The following is a 15,032-nucleotide window of genomic DNA, read 5'->3' on the forward strand; positions in this document are numbered from 1 at the left end:
GCCGGCGAAGGCCTTGGCGACGATCACCGCATCCGCGTTCGGCTGACCGAAGGCGAACACCGCTCCTTGGCCTTTGCGCAGCGCGTGCATCACCTCCATGCCCTGTAGCGTCCGGTAGGCCGACACCGGGGTCTTGAAGCCACCACCTTTGGGGCCCAGGATTCGCTTGAGCCGGCCGTGATCACCCTCGATCACGTTGTTGAGGTATTTCGCCTGCCGGTATTCCGCTGTTGTCGACATCTTCTTGTCTTTGACCAGCGTCGCTACAGCAGCGGCGTACGTGGGTGCCTTGTCCGTGCAGATTACCCGGGGGCCACTGTCAGGACCGCGGTGACCAGCACTGCGCAGCGCTTTTCCCAAGAATCTAGTCGCTGCGTCCGTGTTACGCCGGGTGGACATGGAGAAGTCCAGGGTCCGACCGTCCTTGGTCACCACTCGGTAGAGGTAGCACCACTTTCCGCCGACCCGGATGTAGGTTTCATCCACGCTTCAGGAAACAGAGACCAACAGCGAGGTTTGGCGGTACCGGCGGGCACGTTTATCCAGTTCCGGGCTGTACTTCTGCACCCAGAGGTAGATGGTGGTGTGATCCACCGGAACTCCACGCTCGCTCAGCATCTCCTCCAGGTCGCGCTAGAGCACCTCGTAGCGGCAGTACCACCTCACCGCCTGCAGGATGACCTCTTGGGGGGGGGAAGTGGCGCCCGGAGAAGATGCTCATGATCCCTGATCCTCACGTGCCATCCCCAACTTTGCAACAGCATCCGCACCACCGGTTGAAAACCGCCGGGGTGTGGACGTGCTCCACCACCGACGGTGGGTTCACCATTGAGTGGCAGGGCCCCGGCGGGGCGCGCTACACCACCCGTGCCACCGGCCCGCTGGCCGAGGCCTACGCCCCGGACAGACCCCTCACCTTCGACGACCCAGACGACCCAGAAGAGCCCGACGGACCCGAAGTCCCACCCGACTAGGACCCTCACCGACCGCACACACACGACGACCCCCGCACCCTCCCAGGTACAGGGGCCAGACGTGCGGGCCAGGGCCAGTGTCAGTTCCGGCTGCGCTGGATGTCCTCGATCAGGCTCTCCGCGGCGATCGACAGGTTACGCAGCGCGGGTACGCCGCGGCGCAGCTTCGCCAGGTCGCGGCCGTCCATCCGCCGTGCCGCGCGGGCGATGAGCATCGCCCACTCGTCGGTGATCGAGTTCAGCATCTCGATGCCCTCGTCGGACAGGTAGAGGTCCTGGGCCCGGCGGTCCTGGTCGTTGGCCTGGCGCAGCACCAGTCCGGAGTTGATCAGACGCCGCACCGTGGCGGAGACGTTCGACGCCCGCAGGAACCGCAGACGGGCGATGTCGGAGACTCCGCAGCCCGGGTGCTGGGCGATGAAGTGCAGGACCTCGATCTCCGACTGCGAGATCGCGAGCTTGTGGTTCGGACGGTCCATCAGGCGGCGCAGTGCCGAGAGGAAGTCGTAGACCGCCGTGGCGATCTCGGCGACGTCGATCTCCGGCAGGATCTCCGGGGCGCGGTGACCGCGGATCTGGTCCTGGACCGGGTCCGAGCCGAGGTCGTTGACGAAGTCGGCGAAGTCATCGGCGGACTCGGTGGAGTCTGCGGTGTCCCGGATGTCTTTGGCCATGATGGGCTCCTTGTCCGCTACAGGCTAGCTTCTGTCGTGAATCTCGGTCCTGTCCGCTCCCACGCTATCGGACCCCGTCCGGCACCGTGGTAGTTTCCAAGACCTATTGTTTATGACATTGTAAGCCATTTACTGGAGCGCGGACGTAAGGCGGGCGACATTCTCGACGTAGCGCCTCATCAGCGGCCGGTTCCCCCACTCCTCACCGGTGAGTTCCTTGCAGTCGGCGCGGTAGACCTCGGTGACGTCCATCATCGCCGCCAGCAGGTCACCGTGCCCGGCGAGCATCGTCACCTCGTAGTTCAGTCCGAAGGAACGCATGTCCATGTTCGACGAGCCGATGATCGCGAGTTCCTCGTCGGCGATGACGTACTTCGAGTGCAGCACCGCGGGGTAGGGGTAGCGGTAGATCTTGATGCCGGCCTCGAGCATCTCCGCGTAGTACGACGACTGCGCGTAGTCCACCATCGCCTGGTCGGCCTTCTCCGAGACGAAGAGTTCGACCTCCACGCCGCGGTAGGCGGCGGTGGTCACCGCGTCCAGCAGTGACTCGTCCGGAACGAAGTAGGGGCTGACCAGGACAAGGTGTTCCTTGGCGTGGTGTGCCAAGGAGGTGAACAGCCTCAGGTTCGGTTCGGTGGTGAACCCGGGGCCGGACGGGATGACCTGCAGGATCTCGTCTCCGGAGTCGGGGACCTCGGGGGCGTTGTTGGCGTTGAGCCAGCGGGTCGCCTGCGACGGGGAGAGCAGGTCGAGCTCCTCCTTGGATTCGGTGAACCAGTCGACGGCGAAGACGGTGTCCAGGCTCATCACGATCGGGCCGGTGACCTCGGTCATCACGTCGATCCAGTGGCGGCCCTCCTTCTGGTTCTTCGACATCATGTAGCTGGAGTCGATCATGTTCTGGCTGCCCATGAAGGCGGTGTGCCCGTCGACGACCACGATCTTGCGGTGGTTGCGCAGGTCCGGGCGGCGGAAGCGCCACTTCAGCGGCTTCAGCGGCAGCATCAGCATCCACTCGACCCCGATCGAGCTCAGTCGCTTTCCGAGCTTGCGGTAGCCCGGGTACTTCCAGCTGCCCACGTGGTCGAACATGAGGCGCACCTTCACACCGCGCTGCACGGCGCGTTCCAGCGCGTCGAAGAACACGCCGGTGGTGTCGTCCCAGGAGGTGATGTAGATCTGCACGTGCACGTAGTTCTTCGCGTTGTCGACCGCCTCGGCCATGGCCTTGATCGACGTCTCGTAGTCGGAGTGCAGCGCCACCATCCGGCCGGTCGCCGCCGGCATGGACGTGAGGTGACGGTTGAGGTGCATCATGCTGCGGATCTCGTCGGTGACCTCGAAACCGGCGGGCACGTCCGGCTCGTCGTGGCTCACCGTGCGGATCAGCTCGTTCGCCTGGTTCTGGATCTTGTGGCGCCGCCGGTTGATGTACGGCGAGCCGATGAACAGGAACAGGATGATGCCGGCGAAGGGGATCAGGAAGATCGCCAGCAGCCAGGCCATCGCACTGGTGGGTTTGCGCTGCGAGGGCACGTAGCCCAGGGCGATGAACTTCAGGGTGTAGTCCAGCAGCACCAGCGCCCACTGCCACCACTCCAGCCCGCCGCCGACGACGTTGCCGAACAGGGGGAAGCCGATGCTGTCGGGGGTGAAGAAGTCCCAGAAGTCGGAGGCGAGCACGAGGTCCGGGGCGGCCAGTACCGCCAGGGCGCTCACAGCGCGTACTCCACGATCACGGGGGCGTGGTCGGACGCACCCTTGCCGCTGCGTTCGTCCCGGTCCACCGAGGGCGAGGACGGTTCCACGCCGCGGCAGTACTGCAGGTCGATGCGGATGCCCTGGTTCTTCTGGAAGCGCATCGCCTGGTAGTCCCAGTAGGAGTAGGTGCCCTTGAGGTCGGCGGTGGCCTCGGTCATGCCGCCGCGCTCCCGGACCGCCTCGAGCGCGGCGCGCTCACGCGGGGTCACGTGCGTCTTGCCCTCGAACCAGGAGCGGTCCCACAGGTCCTCGTCGGTGGGGATGATGTTGAAGTCGCCGACCACGACCACCGGCACGGCCGCGCCGTCCTTCCCCGTCTCCAGGTAGGACGCCAGGGCGTCCAGGAAGTCCAGTTTGTAGGTGAAGTGCCGGTCGGAGATCTCCCGCCCGTTGGGCACGTAGAGGCTCCACACCTCCACGCCGCCGCACACCGCACCGACGGCGCGCGGCTCGGTGACGGGCTCCTCGGCGGGATCCTTGCTGAAGCCGGGCTGCCCGAAGTCGGTGCGCACGTCGTCCAGACCGACCCGTGACAGGACCGCCACGCCGTTCCAGGCGTTCTCCCCGGCGTGGGCGTGTTCGTAGCCGAGGTCGGAGAAGTCGGGGAACTGCGCGTCGGTGCACTTGGTCTCCTGGAGACACAGGACGTCCACGTCCGAGCGTTCCAGGAAGTCCCGGACGCGCTGTTCCCGGGTGCGCGCGGAATTGATGTTCCAGCTGGCGATCCTCATGCCCTACACCATATCTTTTTCGGGCGGGATTCACTCCGGGTCCACCCCGGGTTGAAGGTCGCCTTACCTTCGGCCCGTGTCGTTTATGGCTGCAGGGGTGTCGGGACCGTCCAGCGTGAGGCAGCGGTGCCGGTGGTGCTCGGCGAATCCGAGGGAGCGGTAGAGCCCGAGTCCGGCGTCGTTGGACGCGATGACCTGCAGGTAGCTGCGGGTGGCGCCGTGCTCGCGGCCCCAGTGCAGCATGGCGGTGCCCATGAGGCGTCCCAGGCCGCGACGGCGCCACCGCGGGTCGACCTCGACGGCGGAGTAGCCGAGGTGCTGTTCGCGTCCGCCGGCGGTGACGGTGCCGCGGGTGACGGCCACGAGCCGCCCGTCGACGGTGAGGCGGGCGAAGCCGAGCGTGCCGTCGATGCGCGATGCGAGCAGGCGCAGCGCGTGCTCGGGGAGGGGTTCGCCGCGGAAGTGGTAGAGGCTCAGCCACTCGTCGTCGGGTTCGTCGTCCACCGAGAACTCCACCTGCACACCGGGCACGTCGGGCAGCTCAGGCAGCTCACCTTCCAGGCTCCGGGTCATCACGATGATCTCCGGGCCGGACGTGGCCCCGGGCAGCCCCGCCAACTGCTCGGCCGGACGCGCCACGCGGTCGGGCAGCAGGATGCGCGTCGGCAGGTCGTGGTCGCGGTAGAACTCCCGGATCCGCTCCAACGGCACCGGGGTGGTGCCGGTCTCCGGGCCCAGCGGCACCGCCGAGTTGGAGCGTTCGGTGATGCCGTCGCCGGCGCGCATCAGCCAGCCGCCGACGGTGTCGTTGGTGATGCCCGGGAACGCCGCGGCCGTGGCCGCCTCGACGGCGCGGATGTCGGAGGTGCGCACCGGACGGTCCGCCAGCGTCTTGAGAACCACCACGTCGGACGCCGCGATCTCGTGCACCTCCCCGGCCGCCGTGCGCATGCGCAGCGGGTCGACGGAGTCGACGACTCCGATGACGTCGGTGACGAGCGGACGGCCCGTCGCCGGATTCATCTCGGGGCGTCCTGCGCCGTTTGTGCCCGAACGCACGAGGCGCCGGACGGTGGCGCGCACCCCCGCCCGCACCCCGGCGGGGTCGGTGTGTCGCGAGACCGGGAACGGCAGGCCCGTGACGGACGGGGCGACGGCCCCGGCGTGGGCGCCGGACCAGGAGGTGTCAGGTTGCTCAGTCATCGTGGCCGAAGGGGTCCGGGTCCACCCCGGGGGTCCAGGAGTTGCCGGGCACGGTCCATCCCTCGCGCTTCACGGTCTTCTTCGCCGCACGCTTGTTCCGGCCGATGAGGGTGTCGATGTAGAGGAAGCCGTCGAGGTGGCCGACCTCGTGCTGCAGGCAGCGGGCGAAGAAGCCGTGGCCCTCCACGCTGACCGGCTCGCCGTGCTCGTCGAGCCCGGTGACGCGTGCCCAGTCGGCACGTCCGGTGGGGAAGTCGTGGCCGGGGACGGAGAGGCAGCCCTCCACGTCGTCCTCCTCGTCCGGCATGGTCTCCGGGATCGTGGAGGTCTCCAGCACCGGGTTGATCACGCAGCCGCGGCGCATCGGGCCGCCCTGGGCGTCGACCTCCTCGGCGGGCTTGCGTGAGCCGTCCGGCCCGTCGATGTCGGGGCAGTCGTAGATGAAGAACCGCTGGGCCACGCCGACCTGGTTCGCGGCCAGGCCCACCCCGTGGGCGCGTTCCAGGGTCTCGTACATGTCGGCGACCAGCTTCTGGAAGCGCTCGCCGCCGATCTCCGCCTCGTCGACGGGTTCGGTGGGGTTGTGGAGGACGGGGTCGCCGCAGATGACGACGGGGAGAACTGACATGTGCTCCAGAATAACCGCCCCGCGCGACGTCACACGCTCAGGTCACACTTTTCCACGGACTTCGGCACCAGCCACACGGCGATACCCGACACGATCGCCATGGCGGCGAGGTAGACGCCGATCGTCCAGGACCGTCCCGTGGAGTCCAGCAGCAGCTGGGCGATCATCGGGGCGAAGGCGCCACCGAGGATCGAGCCCAGGGCGTAGCTGATCGACGTGCCGGAGTAGCGCACCTCCGCGGGGAACATCTCGGCGTACAGCGCCGACTGCGGGGCGTAGGACGGTGCCAGCCCGAACGTGAGCACCACGATCACCAGCACCAGCCAGAGCAGCTCGCCCTTGTCGACGAAGAACCACATCGGCACCGCCCACACCGCGATCAGCGCGTAGCCGATCATGAAGGTCTCGCGGCGTCCGATCTTGTCCGAGACCCGCCCGGACCAAATGGTGAGCACCAGCCAGGACACACCACCGATGAGCGTGGCGATCAGGGTGTGCGACTTCGGCATGCCCAGCGCGTTGGAGCTGTAGGACGAGAAGAAGGCGATGATCATGTAGCCGGCGGCGTTGTTTCCGGCGAAGATCAGGGCGGCGAGCAGCACGCGGCGCCAGTGGTTCTTGAACAGGCTTCCCAGCGGTGCGGAGGCCTCCTTGCGGCGCGCCTGCATCTCCAGGAACACCGGCGACTCGTCGACGGCGCGGCGGATCAGGTAGCCCACGGCGATGAGCACCACCGAGGAGATGAACGGGATGCGCCAGCCCCAGCTCTGGAACGCCTCGTCGGACATGTTGCTGGTCAGCAGGAACATGAAGGACGACGCCAGGATCAGGCCCAGCGGGACGCCGATCTGCGGGTAGGAGCCGAACACGCCGCGCTTGTCGCGCGGGGCGTGCTCGACGGCCATCAGGGCCGCCCCGCCCCACTCGCCGCCGGCGGAGAGTCCCTGCAGGATGCGCAGCAGGATCAGCAGCAGCGGTGCGGCCACCCCGATCGTCCCGTAGGTGGGCAGCAGGCCGATCAGTGCGGTGGCCACGCCCATGCCGAACAGCGTGACGACCAGGACCATCTTGCGTCCGTAGCGGTCACCGAGGTGGCCGGCGATGACCGCCCCGAGGGGGCGGAACAGGAAGCTGATGCCGATGGTCGCCCAGGAGACCACCTGCGCCAGCGGGGAGTCGCCCATCGGGGCGAAGAACAGCGGGGCGAAGACGAAGGCCGCGGCCTGCGCGTAGATGAAGAAGTCGTACCACTCGATCGTGGTGCCGACGAGCGTGCCGGCGAGCACGCGCTTCTGCTCCGGTGTCTGCTTCTGTGGGGCTTCGGACCGTTCGGTCGTGGACGGGGAGGTGCTCATGTATGTCTCTCTGGGTCTCTCCGGGATGGGGACGATTCACCGGCGGGTCGTTCGTCCTGGCAGCAGTACTGTACGCAACAGTGACGCCATGATGAGGTGAAACTACCATCCCCGCTCGTCTAAACTGATTCACCGTGGAGGAACAGAGTGCAGATACGGGGGTGGGTGTCTCGCAGCGTGAACGCGAGATGCTCGACTTCGAGTCGCTGTGGTGGCGCGACGAGGGGGCGAAGGGGGAGGAGATCCGACGTCGCTTCGGCGTGACTCCGGTGCGTTACTACCAGCAACTCAACGCGTTGATCTCGCGTCCGGAGGCGTTGGACGTGGCCCCGGTGGTGGTCAGGACGTTGCTGCGGCGCAGGGGCGACTGAATCCGGGGTGTCGTGTGGACGTGACGGGTGTGACTGTCGTTAGTATTGGGGCGTGACTGATCAGAGCGGACCCCGACACGGAGACGACTCCGTCTACGACCCGAACCCGGACACGGCCTACGACGACGACTACGCCATCGACCCCGAGGCCGGTGCGGCAGGTGCCGGTGCGGCCGGTGCTGGTGCCGCCGGCGGGGCCGGTGCCGCCGGCGGTACCGGTGGCCCGCCGCTGCGCGGGCTGGCCATGGTGCTCACCGCCGTCGCCGTGATCCTGATCGCCTGGGGCATCTACGCCGTCGTCGGTGGGGACGACGACGAGACCGACACCGCCGGCGCGACGCAGAGTCAGTCCGCCGGGCAGGACGACGCGTCCGACGCTGACTCCGACGCGGCGTCCTCCCCGCAGGACGGCGCGGACGCCGGTGCGTCCGACGACGCCGCAGCGTCCGGCGCGGAGGGTGAGAACGGTGCAGACGGCACTGACGGTGCGGACGGCACTGACGGTGCGGCGTCCGGCGACGACGGCGCTGAGGGTGCCGGCGACGAGCCGTCCGCCGGCGAGGTCGACCGCGCGGCGACATCCGTCACCGTGCTGAACAACAGCGGCGAGCCCGTCGCCCAGTCCACCGCCGACCGCCTGCGTGGCGAGCAGTGGACCAACATCGGCTACGGCAACCTGCGCGGGCGCATCGACGGCATCAGCGAGGAGTCGCGCGTCTACTACCCCGAGGGCAACGCACAGTCGCAGGCCGCCGCCGAGCAGGTCGCCGGCGATCTCGGGATCTCCGCCGCCGCCGGCAACCCGGACTACTACAACCGCTTCGGCGAGGCCGACGTGCGCAACGGACCGAAGGCCGACGGCGTGGTCGTCGTGCTGACCGGCCCGCTGTGACCGTGATGCAGTAACATCCTCCCCATGGAATTTCCGTCCTCCGCCCCGACGGTCGGCATCGAGTGGGAGGTCGCCCTCGTCGACCCCGGGACCAGGGACCTCGTGCCCCGCGCCCCCGAACTCGTCGACGCGCTCGACGAACGCTTCCCGGGCCACCGGGTCACCCGCGAGTTCCTCGCCAACACCGTCGAGATGGTCACCGGCGTGCACAAGACCATCCCCGACGCCGTCGAGGACCTGCGCGAACAGCTCACGCAGATCCTCAGCGTGGCCGACGACCTCGGCGTGGGCGTGTTCTCCGCCGGCACGCACCCCTTCGCGCACTGGGGCGACCAGATCCTCAGCGAGAAGGACAGCTACCAGGAGATCATCCAGCGCACCCAGTACTGGGGACGCCAGATGCTGATCTGGGGCATCCACGTGCACGTCGGCGTGGGCGGACGCGACCGGGTGTGGCCCATCATCAACGCCGTGATGACGCAGTACCCGCACGTGCTGGCACTCTCGGCGTCCTCCCCGGCGTGGGAGGGGCTCGACACCGGCTACGCCTCCAACCGCACCCTGCTCTACCAGCAGCTCCCCACCGCCGGCATGCCCTACCAGTTCGCCGACTGGGACGAGTGGGAGGCCTTCAACGAGGACCAGGACCGCTCCGGGGTGATCAACCACACCGGCTCCATGCACTTCGACGTGCGCCCCTCCAAGTACGGGACGGTGGAGGTCCGCTTCGCCGACGCCACCATGGACATCCGCGAGGTCGGCGCCATCAGCGCCTTCATCCACTGCCTGGTCGTGCACTACGAACGCGAGTGGGAGGCAGGACGCGACCTGCCGAGTCTGCAGCACTGGCACGTCGCCGAGAACAAGTGGCGCGCGGCCCGTTACGGCCTCGAGGCCCTGATCATCACCGACCGCGAGACCACGGAACGCTGGATCACCGAGGACATCGCCGACTGGCTCGACGTGCTCGCACCCATCGCGGAGGAGTTCGGCTGCGCCGACACCCTGCGGGACGTCCGGGGCATCATGGAACGCGGTGGCGACTACGCCCTGCAGCGTGCCGCGGCCCGCGAGGCCGGTGCCGCGCTGGAGCCTGGTGTGCGCACGCGTGGTGACGTGGGCGCGGAGGAAGGGTTCACCCAGCCCGAGGCATGGATCGCCGCGGTGGACCTCACGGTGGACACGCTGAAGCGCTCGGTGGAATAGTCGCCCGCCCAGGCAGGGTTTCGGGCTGAAATGCTGCCTGGGAGGGTGTTCGCTCTGCGTTGTGGGGGAGGAGGGCGGGGCGGAGGCGCCCGGGGTCCGGACATGTGCCGGTCCTGGGGCCGACCGCACCCTCGCGCGGCGGTGATGTAGCGCGATCACCCTCCCAGGTAGCGAATCGGGGTGATTGCCTACCTGGGAGGGCGACTATTCCGCATCCGCGGGGAATGGCGGAGCGGGGAATGGAGAGCGGGAGTGCTCGGCGCGCTCTACCCGTGCAGCCGGCCGGCGGCGGAGGTCAGCGCGCTGGCGATGGAGAGGTCACGGTCGGCACCGAAGCCCACGGCCCACACCTTCTTCGTCTCGTGCTGCGCGAAGACGAAGGTCACGGTGGCCTCGAAGATGTCGTACTGGTGGAACTCCAGGATCTCCACGCGTCGACCGTGGTCGGCGAGGATCTGGGTCATGGCGGACGCCGCGCCCATCGAGGTGATGGAGACCTGCGTGCCGGCGTCCTCCCGCAGGCCGGTCAGCGTGATGTCGAAGCAGCGCCGACCCGCGGGACGCCGCGTGGTGGTCATCGACTCGACCCGGTAGGTGGCGGGGGCGTAGGTGGCGACGAACTTGCGCCACTCCATGCCGCGGGCCTCCTGGCGCATCCCGGCGGGCAGGCGGTGGCCGAAGCGGGCCCGGAAAGGGTCCTCGGCGAAGACGCGGCTGCGACGCTTCTCCAGGCGGGTGGGGTTGCCCTCCCGGTAGGTGACGGCGGTGGAGCGTCGCACACCGGGGCGGCTGGTGTAGACGGGGGTGAGGCGTTCGTCGCGGGCGTCGTCCGTCCGTGCGAAGCGGATCATCGTGGTGGTGGGCATCCGGTTGTCCTGTGACTCGAACATCAGTGGGTCTTCCCTTTGTGCTGGTTACCGTCGGTGGGATGTGGACCGACGCAGCAGCCTGCGAGTAGCGTGACTTCCCCGTGGTGGAGGGGTCAGTCCGCGCCTCCACCCGGGTGGGCTACTCGCTTGAGGGTGTTGATCATGGCGATGATGTTATCTGCATCACTGTCCGAGGGCAACCCCGGGGTGGACGGGCCCTGAACCCTAGGTGGACAGTGCCCCCGAACGGGCGAGGAACAGCAGCTCGGCGGTGCCGATCGCGGCGATCTCGGTGGGGTCCACGGACTCGTCGGCGGAGTGGATGCGGCAGGACGGCTCCTCGATGCCGAACAGGGCGAGCTCGGCGTCCGGGTAGCGCTCCAGCAGGGCGTTGCTCAGCGGGATCGAGCCGCCGGAGCCGATCTCGGCGGTCTCCTCGGCGTCGTAGGCGTCCGCCAGGGCCTGGGCGAGCAGCTTCAGGGCGGGCCCGGAGGTGTCCGCGGAGAACGGGGACGCCAGCGACTGGCGTTCGATGCTGATCCGCGCGTGGTGGGGGACGTGCTCCTCCAGGTGCTTGACCAGTGCGTCCTGCCCGACCTTGGGGTCCATTCCCGGCGGGATGCGCAGGCTGACCACGGCGCCGGCCTCGGCGACGACGGCGTTGACGGAGTCGGCGACGGAGAGGGAGTCCAGGCCGGTGACGGTGATCGAGGGGCGGGAGATGGTGAGGTCGTTGGGGTTGAGGCCCTGCGCCGCACCGAGGACGTCGACACCGTCGAGGACGCCGGCGTCGGTGCGGAAGGTGGCCTCGTCGGGGCCGCGTCCCTCCCAGCGGGCGTCGGACGTGAGCCCGTCGACGGCGACGAGGCCGTCGTCGTCGTGCAGGGTGGCGAGCAGCCGGACGAGGGCGAGCAGGGCGTCCGGTGCGGCACCGCCGAACTGGCCGGAGTGCATGGGCTGCTCCAGGGTGCGCAGCCGGACGGTGACCGGCGCGGTACCGCGCAGGGCGGTGCAGACCGCGGGGACGCCGAGGGCGTCGTTGCCGGAGTCGGCGATGAGGAAGGTGTCGGCGGCGAAGAGCTCCGGCTCGGAGGCCAGGAGGTCCTCCAGGCCGTAGCCGCCGCGCTCCTCGGAGCCCTCGACGACGACGCGCACACCGATGCTGCGCAGCGCGGTGGCGGTGGCGTCGTCCAGGTCACCGGAGTCGAGCAGCGCGTTGACAGCGCGCAGCACCGCGAGGTGCATCACGACGTGGCCCTTGCAGTCCGCCGCGCCGCGTCCGTACCAACGCCCGTCGCGCTCGGTGAGCTCCCAGGGCGAGGACGTCCAGTTCTCGACGTCGCTGGCGGGCTGCACGTCGTAGTGCGAGTAGAGCAGCACCGTGGGCCAGCCCTCGGCGGCCTCGCGCACGCCGATGACGGACACGGAGCCGTCGGAGGTGGTGTGCGGTTCGACGGGCACGCCCTCGGCGCGGAAGGCGTCGGCGACCCAGCGCGCGGCGTCGGCGTTGTCGGCCTCCAGGCCGGGGGTGGAGTGCACGGAGCGGAAGGCGACGAGGTCGGTCAGCGCCTGCTGCAGCCACGGCATCTGCTCGGTGACGGCGGCGCGGGCGATCTCGGCGGAGAAGGCGGTCGAAGTGTTCTCAGGCATGTCCACCAGCCTAGTCCGCTCGCTTCCGGCGCCGTCCGGGTGGCTTACGCGACGCGTCCGGGGGACCACGGTGATTTCTTGCGGAAAACCTGCGGGAAGGCGGGGCCGTTCCTTGAGGTCGGTCGTTCAGAATGAGTTCACAGCCACCCGGAGAGAGGAAATCCGATGACCACCACCCAGACCCACCTGGACCCGCCCGTCGCGATGCCCGCGCAGGAGAAGATCGTGCAGGAGAAGATCGTGGAGACCACCGACAACGGTTTCGTGACCGTCACGTCGCAGGGCTCGGTGTCGCAGACCCGCCCGCACACCTCCATCGCCTGCGTGATCCCGGCGTACAACGAGGAGGACTCCATCGCCGGCGTCCTGGACTCCCTGCTCGCACAGTCGCGCCCGCCGGAGGTCGTCCACGTGGTCATCAACAACACCACCGACCGCACCTTCCCGATCGCCCGGAGCTACGCCGGTGAGCACCTGCAGGCGGACGAGGGGCCCGGGCACACGGTGGAGACCTACTCGACCTACGTCTTCGTCCACGACATCGGTGAGAACGCCGACAAGAAGGTCGGCGCCCTGAACTACGGTTTCGCGAAGGTCTGCGACAGCTTCGACTACCTGCTGGGAGTGGACGGCGACACGATCCTGGAGTTCGACACCGTGGAACGTCTCGAGCAGGAGGCCCGCTCGGAGTCCCGCATCGGCGGCATCTCCGCGATCTACACCGTGGACCACGCGTCGAGCCGCGGCGTGGTGTCCTCCTTCCTCACCACCGGGCAGCGCGCGCAGTTCGCGGCGTTCACCATGGACAACCTGCTGCGTGGGCGCAACATGGCGGTGCTGGGCGGGCAGTGCTCCCTGTTCTCCATGCAGGCGCTCAAGGACGTGATGGAGGCCAACCGCCAGGCCACCCCGTGGGTGCGCGACAGCGAGGTCGAGGACTCCCTGCTCTCACTGCAGCTGCGCAGCATCGGGGCGGCGACGAAGATCAGCGCCACCGCACGCGCCTTCGTCGGCGGCATGTACACCGTCCGCGCGCTGGACGGACAGCAGGTCAAGTGGAACTTCGGCGCCATCGACCTGATGTGGCCGGGCCAGCGGTCGACCACCGCGGGCCAGCCGTTCCACCCGAACCTGCGGCTGCGGTGGTTCGAGAACATCTCGATGCTGGGCAACATCCTCATCCGCCTGGGGTTCCTGCTCCTGCTCGCCGCGTCGCTGAGCATCGACGCCTTCGTGTTCAGCCCGATCTGGCTGATCCCCCCGGCGGTCTCGGTGGTGCTGAACCTCAGGATCGCGATGTCGATCAAGGGCCACACGGCCCGCGACATCCTGTTCGCCCTGCTCTTCTTCCCCTCGGAGATCTACCTGTGGATCCGCATGGGCCACTTCATCCGGGCCTGGGCGAAGTTCTTCAGCAAGGCGCAGACCGACAACTGGGCGGCGCAGGCGAAGGCGGAGGGCGGCCGTGGTTCCGCCTTCCTCGCCCCGCTGGTGGTGGCGGCGTTGATCGTCGGCGGCGCGATGTACGCGTGGTTCCAGCAGCCGGCCGGTGTGCAGTCGGCGATCCTGTCGCTGGGGTGGCCGCTGCTGTACATCACGACGATGGTCATGACCTTCTTCATGCTCCGCAAGGCGGTCCGCCGCCACCACGGCTTCACCGTCTAGCCGTGGATACGACGAGAGCAGGGCAGGACGCCCCGGCCGCCGCACACCGCGGCCGGGGCGCTGGGGGCGTCCGGCGCGGTGCGTTCAGGTCAGGAGGACGCTGCGGCGAGTTTGTAGCCGACGCCGCGGACCGTCTCGATGACGGCGCCCGGGGACGCCGCGGAACCCGCCGCCTCCCCGCGGCCGAGCTTCCGGCGGAGGTTGCCGATGTGCACCTCCACCGCACGCTCGTCGGCCTCGCTGACGTAGGCGGCGGAACCCGTCGGGTCCTCCGCCCGGAGGTGCCGGACGAGGTCGGTCTTGGTGCGGACCCGGCGACCGCTCAACAACAACGTGTGCAGGAGCTCGAATTCGGTCCGGGTGAGGACGATTTCCTCCGGGCCGACATTCACCGTCCGGGTGTCGGGGTCGAGGCGGACGTCGTTGTGGGAAAGGACCTGCGAACCGTCCGACGGGGTTGGACGCTCCGGCACCACGGCAATTGTCTCGGTGATTTCGGCGGGTACGGCGGGCGCGGCGTGTGCCCCGGGTTCGGCGGTTTCAGCGGCCCCGTGGAATTCGGCGGTTTCGCCGTCCTCCGTGGCGGTGCGTGGGCGGCGGAGCATCGCCGTCACCCGCGCCCGGAGTTCACGGGGGCGGAAGGGTTTCGTGATGAAGTCGTCCGCCCCGGTGTTCAACGCCATCAGGGTGTCGACCTCGTCGGTCCGCGCCGAGATGATGATGACGTAGCAGTCGCTGAGCAGGCGTATCTGCCGCACGACCTCGAAGCCGTCGATTCCCGGGAGTCCCAGGTCGACGGTGGTGATGTCGGGACGGTACCGCTCCACGGCGTCGACTCCGGTCGCCCCGTCCGAGGCGACGTGGACCTGGAACCCGGATTGCTGGAGAACCGAGGAGATCAGGTCCCGGATATCGGGGTCGTCCTCGATAACCACCGCTGTTCCCGCGGCCTCCTGGCTGTCACGGCGATGAGCCATTCGGACCACTCCCGATGTTCAGATTTGTTGGCTAGTCATTTAGGTTTCGCACGTCGCATTCTATCCTACGAAA

General features: G+C 68.5%; 14 protein-coding genes and 3 pseudogenes. 5 read left to right on the forward strand and 12 right to left on the reverse strand.

The window, feature by feature from the left end:
* A pseudogene (locus tag ACT3TD_RS07950) lies at positions 1–721 on the reverse strand (IS6 family transposase); the annotation flags it as partial.
* Between the two features lie 31 nt (positions 722–752).
* On the opposite strand from ACT3TD_RS07950, the gene ACT3TD_RS07955 reads away from it, so the two are divergent.
* On the forward strand, positions 753–974 hold the full coding sequence (locus ACT3TD_RS07955) for a hypothetical protein (RefSeq protein WP_441579504.1): 222 nt from the start codon (positions 753–755) through the stop codon (positions 972–974).
* An 80-nt stretch (positions 975–1,054) separates the two neighbouring features.
* Here the strand turns inward: ACT3TD_RS07955 and ACT3TD_RS07960 are convergent, their stop codons facing one another.
* The 6 genes from ACT3TD_RS07960 to ACT3TD_RS07985 form a co-directional block, all read right to left on the reverse strand.
* A complete protein-coding gene (locus ACT3TD_RS07960) occupies positions 1,055–1,648 on the reverse strand; it encodes a MarR family winged helix-turn-helix transcriptional regulator (protein WP_301444249.1) in 594 nt (197 codons plus the stop codon).
* Between the two features lie 129 nt (positions 1,649–1,777).
* Positions 1,778–3,292, reverse strand: a complete 1,515-nt coding sequence (gene cls / locus ACT3TD_RS07965; protein ID WP_441579505.1) for a cardiolipin synthase — start codon at positions 3,290–3,292, stop codon at positions 1,778–1,780.
* Positions 3,293–3,366: 74 nt separating this feature from the next.
* Positions 3,367–4,143 carry an exodeoxyribonuclease III gene (locus tag ACT3TD_RS07970; RefSeq protein WP_441579503.1) on the reverse strand — a complete coding sequence of 259 codons (777 nt, stop codon included), beginning with the start codon at positions 4,141–4,143 and terminating at the stop codon, positions 3,367–3,369.
* 63 nt (positions 4,144–4,206) lie between these two features.
* Complete coding sequence (locus tag ACT3TD_RS07975; RefSeq protein WP_441579502.1) at positions 4,207–5,346, reverse strand: N-acetylglutamate synthase, CG3035 family; 1,140 nt, start codon at positions 5,344–5,346, stop codon at positions 4,207–4,209.
* Positions 5,339–5,974: a peptide deformylase gene (locus ACT3TD_RS07980; RefSeq protein WP_301443516.1), complete on the reverse strand. Its 636-nt coding sequence runs from the start codon at positions 5,972–5,974 to the stop codon at positions 5,339–5,341. The genes ACT3TD_RS07975 and ACT3TD_RS07980 overlap by 8 nt, the downstream gene beginning before the upstream one ends.
* A 29-nt stretch (positions 5,975–6,003) precedes the next feature.
* Positions 6,004–7,329, reverse strand: coding sequence for an MFS transporter (locus ACT3TD_RS07985; RefSeq protein ID WP_441579501.1), 1,326 nt, complete (start codon positions 7,327–7,329; stop codon positions 6,004–6,006).
* Positions 7,330–7,463: 134 nt separating this feature from the next.
* Here ACT3TD_RS07985 and ACT3TD_RS07990 point away from each other — a divergent pair, with 134 nt between their 5' ends.
* Genes ACT3TD_RS07990 through ACT3TD_RS08000 form a run of 3 tightly spaced genes read left to right on the forward strand, consistent with a single transcriptional unit; the run spans position 7,464 to position 9,798 of the window.
* Complete coding sequence (locus ACT3TD_RS07990; protein WP_301443514.1) at positions 7,464–7,700, forward strand: DUF3263 domain-containing protein; 237 nt, start codon at positions 7,464–7,466, stop codon at positions 7,698–7,700.
* A 52-nt stretch (positions 7,701–7,752) separates the two neighbouring features.
* Positions 7,753–8,592, forward strand: a complete 840-nt coding sequence (locus ACT3TD_RS07995; RefSeq protein ID WP_444614980.1) for a LytR C-terminal domain-containing protein — start codon at positions 7,753–7,755, stop codon at positions 8,590–8,592.
* Positions 8,593–8,616: 24 nt separating this feature from the next.
* Positions 8,617–9,798 carry a glutamate--cysteine ligase gene (locus ACT3TD_RS08000; RefSeq protein WP_301443512.1) on the forward strand — a complete coding sequence of 394 codons (1,182 nt, stop codon included), beginning with the start codon at positions 8,617–8,619 and terminating at the stop codon, positions 9,796–9,798.
* A gap of 266 nt (positions 9,799–10,064) precedes the next feature.
* Here the strand turns inward: ACT3TD_RS08000 and ACT3TD_RS08005 are convergent, their stop codons facing one another.
* Entirely contained in the window at positions 10,065–10,688 is a 624-nt protein-coding gene (locus ACT3TD_RS08005) for a hypothetical protein (protein WP_301443579.1), read from the reverse strand.
* A 204-nt stretch (positions 10,689–10,892) separates the two neighbouring features.
* The gene (locus tag ACT3TD_RS08010; protein WP_441588342.1) at positions 10,893–12,317 is read right to left on the reverse strand and encodes a M20/M25/M40 family metallo-hydrolase; all 1,425 of its coding nucleotides are present in this window, start codon (positions 12,315–12,317) and stop codon (positions 10,893–10,895) included.
* Between the two features lie 165 nt (positions 12,318–12,482).
* Between ACT3TD_RS08010 and ACT3TD_RS08015 the strand changes: the two genes are divergently transcribed.
* The gene (locus ACT3TD_RS08015) at positions 12,483–13,982 is read left to right on the forward strand and encodes a glycosyltransferase family 2 protein (protein ID WP_441579498.1); all 1,500 of its coding nucleotides are present in this window, start codon (positions 12,483–12,485) and stop codon (positions 13,980–13,982) included.
* Positions 13,983–14,071: 89 nt separating this feature from the next.
* Here ACT3TD_RS08015 and ACT3TD_RS08020 read toward each other — a convergent pair whose 3' ends face one another.
* From ACT3TD_RS08020 to ACT3TD_RS08030, 3 genes and pseudogenes are all read right to left on the reverse strand, one after another.
* The gene (locus ACT3TD_RS08020) at positions 14,072–14,587 is read right to left on the reverse strand and encodes a winged helix-turn-helix domain-containing protein (RefSeq protein ID WP_441588344.1); all 516 of its coding nucleotides are present in this window, start codon (positions 14,585–14,587) and stop codon (positions 14,072–14,074) included.
* Positions 14,572–14,659, reverse strand: a pseudogene (locus tag ACT3TD_RS08025) (DNA-binding response regulator); the annotation flags it as partial. The gene ACT3TD_RS08020 and the pseudogene ACT3TD_RS08025, both read right to left, overlap by 16 nt.
* Positions 14,654–14,959: pseudogene (locus ACT3TD_RS08030) on the reverse strand (response regulator); the annotation flags it as partial. The pseudogenes ACT3TD_RS08025 and ACT3TD_RS08030, both read right to left, overlap by 6 nt.
* Positions 14,960–15,032: the final 73 nt, after the last annotated feature.

It is taken from the genome of Corynebacterium sp. AOP36-E1-14 (genome assembly GCF_052377495.1).
GTDB lineage: Bacteria > Actinomycetota > Actinomycetes > Mycobacteriales > Mycobacteriaceae > Corynebacterium.

Bases quoted from the DNA above. Each gene is read 5' to 3' on its own strand.
- ACT3TD_RS07960 (WP_301444249.1), bottom strand. From the start codon at position 1,648: ATGGCCAAAGACATCCGGGACACCGCAGACTCCACCGAGTCCGCCGAT.
- ACT3TD_RS07970 (WP_441579503.1), bottom strand. From the start codon at position 4,143: ATGAGGATCGCCAGCTGGAACATCAATTCCGCGCGCACCCGGGAACAG.
- ACT3TD_RS07975 (WP_441579502.1), bottom strand. From the start codon at position 5,346: ATGACTGAGCAACCTGACACCTCCTGGTCCGGCGCCCACGCCGGGGCC.
- ACT3TD_RS07980 (WP_301443516.1), bottom strand. From the start codon at position 5,974: ATGTCAGTTCTCCCCGTCGTCATCTGCGGCGACCCCGTCCTCCACAAC.
- ACT3TD_RS07985 (WP_441579501.1), bottom strand. From the start codon at position 7,329: ATGAGCACCTCCCCGTCCACGACCGAACGGTCCGAAGCCCCACAGAAG.
- ACT3TD_RS08000 (WP_301443512.1), top strand. From the start codon at position 8,617: ATGGAATTTCCGTCCTCCGCCCCGACGGTCGGCATCGAGTGGGAGGTC.
- ACT3TD_RS08005 (WP_301443579.1), bottom strand. From the start codon at position 10,688: ATGTTCGAGTCACAGGACAACCGGATGCCCACCACCACGATGATCCGC.
- ACT3TD_RS08010 (WP_441588342.1), bottom strand. From the start codon at position 12,317: ATGCCTGAGAACACTTCGACCGCCTTCTCCGCCGAGATCGCCCGCGCC.
- ACT3TD_RS08015 (WP_441579498.1), top strand. From the start codon at position 12,483: ATGACCACCACCCAGACCCACCTGGACCCGCCCGTCGCGATGCCCGCG.
- ACT3TD_RS08020 (WP_441588344.1), bottom strand. From the start codon at position 14,587: ATGCTCCGCCGCCCACGCACCGCCACGGAGGACGGCGAAACCGCCGAA.